This window comes from Lentiprolixibacter sp. (assembly GCF_982873095.1).
This window is the reverse complement of the sequence record NZ_CEYNTP010000225.1, coordinates 1-3301: the sequence shown is the minus strand read 5'-3', so window position 1 is coordinate 3301 and position 3301 is coordinate 1. Positions and strand designations below refer to the sequence as shown.

The 3301-nt window shown below is 49.7% G+C and carries 5 protein-coding genes; 2 read left to right on the top strand and 3 right to left on the bottom strand.

Features of this window, described 5'->3' with window-relative positions; all coding sequences use genetic code 11:
- Together AC4E7D_RS11950 and AC4E7D_RS11945 are read left to right on the top strand one after the other, a co-directional pair.
- Nucleotides 1-226 (top strand): hypothetical protein (locus AC4E7D_RS11950; RefSeq protein ID WP_490174022.1); only part of this gene is annotated, 226 nt, incomplete at its 5' end.
- Complete coding sequence (locus tag AC4E7D_RS11945) at nt 183-1322, top strand: D-alanyl-D-alanine carboxypeptidase (protein ID WP_490174021.1); 1140 nt, start codon at nt 183-185, stop codon at nt 1320-1322. The genes AC4E7D_RS11950 and AC4E7D_RS11945, both read left to right, overlap by 44 nt.
- A gap of 27 nt (nt 1323-1349) precedes the next feature.
- Here AC4E7D_RS11945 and AC4E7D_RS11940 read toward each other — a convergent pair whose 3' ends face one another.
- From AC4E7D_RS11940 to AC4E7D_RS11930, 3 genes are all read right to left on the bottom strand, one after another.
- Nucleotides 1350-1937, bottom strand: a complete 588-nt coding sequence (locus AC4E7D_RS11940; protein WP_490174020.1) for an NUDIX domain-containing protein — start codon at nt 1935-1937, stop codon at nt 1350-1352.
- 42 nt (nt 1938-1979) lie between these two features.
- Nucleotides 1980-2633 (bottom strand): DUF2461 domain-containing protein, encoded by a 654-nt coding sequence (locus AC4E7D_RS11935; RefSeq protein ID WP_490174019.1) that lies wholly within the window; start codon nt 2631-2633, stop codon nt 1980-1982.
- Nucleotides 2634-2665: 32 nt separating this feature from the next.
- On the bottom strand, nt 2666-3301 hold a 636-nt coding region (locus AC4E7D_RS11930), incomplete at its 5' end, for an AIM24 family protein (RefSeq protein ID WP_490174018.1).

Below are 3301 nucleotides of genomic sequence, written 5' to 3'. Positions count from 1 at the left end.
ATTCGATGAACTGCGCGCTATTCCCTTCCTTCTTTTCACAAGAATTCCTGAAACGTTTTTTCTGTTTCTTCTTCATCACCAGCTTGTTAATATCCTGTGGTTCGGCTCGCAAATCGGCCTTAAAAAGAAAATCCCGGCATACCTTAAAAAAGGACCTCTTTCAAAACCACTTCACGGGGATTATGGTCCTCGATCCAGAGCAGCAAGACACCCTGCTCGCTATTAACCACAACAAATATTTTACCCCAGCGAGCAATACCAAACTTTTTACTTTGTATTCCGCCCTGCAGGTGTTGCCAGAACGCATCCCGGTGGCACGTTACCAGCTACAGGGGGATACCCTGCTAATCGCAGGGACCGGTGACCCCACCCAGTTCCATCCCCATTTCCAGGACAGCACGCTGTATCGCTTTATGAATTCGCACCAGGGACCCATTGCCTTGTATCACGACCATTTTATAGAGGACCCCTTTGGCCCGGGCTGGGCCTGGGAGGATTACGATAGTGCGTTTGCCCCGGAGAGAAGTGCCCTCCCCCTCTATGGGAATGTTGTTGAATTGTCCCTACAGGATACACTTGGGGTGGTCCCTTCTATTTTCAAGGAAAATGTAGTCCTTGCTGCCTATCCCATTCGCCGTAAAAAAGCGGAGAATCTGTTCTTCCTGGATCCGGACAAAAAAGACACCCTAAGGGTACCCTATTTGACAGACACTACCCTTACCCGTCAACTCCTGGAAGCCGTACTAAGTAAAAAAATTTCAAAATCAGATTCCTTTTCCCGGGAAACAAATGAAATCCTGTTGGGTATCCCCACCGATTCCGTATTGCAAAGAATGATGCAGGAAAGCGACAACTTCCTTGCTGAGCAGTTGTTACTTCTGGTTGCCGATCAACTGTCAGACACATTGAAATCAGCATCAGCGCGCGATTTTTTCCTGGAAATGTCCCTGTCTGACCTGCGCGACCCGCCGAGATGGGTAGACGGTTCCGGTTTGTCTCGTTATAACCTCTGCACGCCGGCTTCGCTGGTTCACCTGTTGTATAAACTCTATAAACAACTCCCAAGAAACCGGTTATTTGCACTCCTGCCGGCCGGTGGTGTCTCTGGTACCCTGAAGGACTGGTACCCCGGAGAAAGCAAGCCCTACCTGTTTGCGAAATCTGGGACCCTCGGAAACAATTACAATCTCAGTGGCTACCTGCTAACCAAAAAGGGAAAGGTGCTTATTTTCAGTTTTATGAACAACCATTTCCGCAAGCCCACGTCGGAAATTAAACAGCAAATGCAGTACTATCTGGAATGGGTACGGGATACTTATTGAAATACACACCGAAGAAAGTTCACATCGTCACAGGTCGATGAGCTTGTGAATCAGGGCGTAGTGCAACAGCATAATACTTTTGGCATCCTGAATGTCACCGCTCTCTATCCACGCCAGCGCCTCTTTAAACGGGAGTTCAAGGACCTCAATATGCTCCGACTCGTGTTCGGCTCCTCCACCCTCCCCGATTTTCATATCCTCACTGTATTCCGCAACAAAAAATGAAAGCTTCTCGGTGACAGCACCGGGCGACATATATGCTTCAAAAACCTGTTGAACCTCAGAGACGCGGAAACCTGTCTCCTCTTCAACCTCCTTTATGATACAGGACTCCGGATCATCCCCCTCGAGCAACCCGGCACAAACCTCCACCATCATCCCGTCAGGGTTGTTGTTCACATAGGTAGGCATGCGGAACTGTCGGGTAAGGATAACGGTGCCCTTTACCGGGTTATAGAGCAGTATGGCCGCCCCATTCCCACGGTCGTAGGTCTCTCTTCGCTGCGTCTCCCATTCCCCGTCCTCCTTCTGGTAGTCAAAGGTGTAGCGGTAGAGCTGGTACCAGGCCTTAGACAGTACCTCTTTTCTAATGTTTTTGATCTTGCCGTACTTCATAACTTTCCTACAGGGATATCTAAGTCCTCCCCTACTTTCTTCCTACACCGTGATGGCCTCATTGAGATAACGCCGGAAGGGTAGCATTTCATTATAGACCTCAATAACCAAATCCTTAACGTCTTCTTCCAGCACTTCGCTCCTGCTTACCGGGCATACCACGGCAAAGGATTTGTTTTGCAACAGGTCAATATACGGATGATCCCTGGAAAAGCCTTTGGGCGCACTGATGAGGCGTTCGTCCTGGTAGAGGCCACCGAACCTTTTTTTAAATGCCGGTTCTTCCAGGATGCGGACCAGCTCTTCCCCGTTGTAATCGATTGCTTCGCGTATACTGCGGAGCTTTGCAGGGTTAGGCCGCCAAATCCCCCCGGCCAGCATACACTCATTAATCCCGATATGAATATAGAAATCCCCGGAATCGGGCGCCTTGTCTAGTCCGGCCCCGAAATGGTCTTTATAGACAGGTTTATTGGGATGGAACATGAGATTGTTATTGATGCGGTTGATCCCCTTTCTCCCAGGAGTGGGATAATAGTCCGGATCGATAAGGGCCAATTCGTGATCCAGCTCATCCAGCCACTGGATAAACGCATTCCGGACTTCCTGATACCACTTCCTGTTGGCATCCATCCAGGTTTTATTATTGTTAGCTTGAAGCGCTTCGAGAAATGTGAAGAGGTGGGTAAAATCCATAATTATCCTGTTAGCTGAGGAGAATTTGGATCTTAAAAGGGCTTATCCCCATCCAGCAGGTCTCCTAAACCGCCCAGGATACTGCCCTCACCCTTGTCTTTCCCGCCTCCTTTGGGAGCAGCTGCCCATACACGTGCAGCAAGCCTGCTAAAAGGCAGGGATTGGATGTAGACCACACCAGGGCCCCGAAGGCTTGCAAAGAACAAGCCTTCCCCACCGAAAATGGTGTTGCGTATACCGCCAACAAATTCGATGTCGTAGTCCACATCTTTAGAAAAGCCTACAATACATCCGGTGTCTACTTTCAATACTTCTCCCGGGGCCAGTTCCTTACGCGCCAGGGTACCCCCGGCGTGTACAAAGGCCATGCCGTCGCCTTCCAGTTTCTGCATGATGAATCCTTCCCCACCAAAGAGGCCCCGGCCCAGGCGTTTAGAGAATTCTATGCCTACAGACACTCCTTTTGCCGCACAGAGGAAGGCATCTTTCTGGCAGATGAATTTCCCCTGTTTTTCGGAAAGGTCAATAGGAACGATCTTGCCGGGATAGGGCGAGGCAAAGCTCACTTTCTTTTTGCCGCTGCCTTCATTGAGAAAGGCCGTCATAAACAGGCTTTCCCCGGTAAGGATCCGTTTCCCGGCAGAAAAAATCTTACCGAGCACACTGTT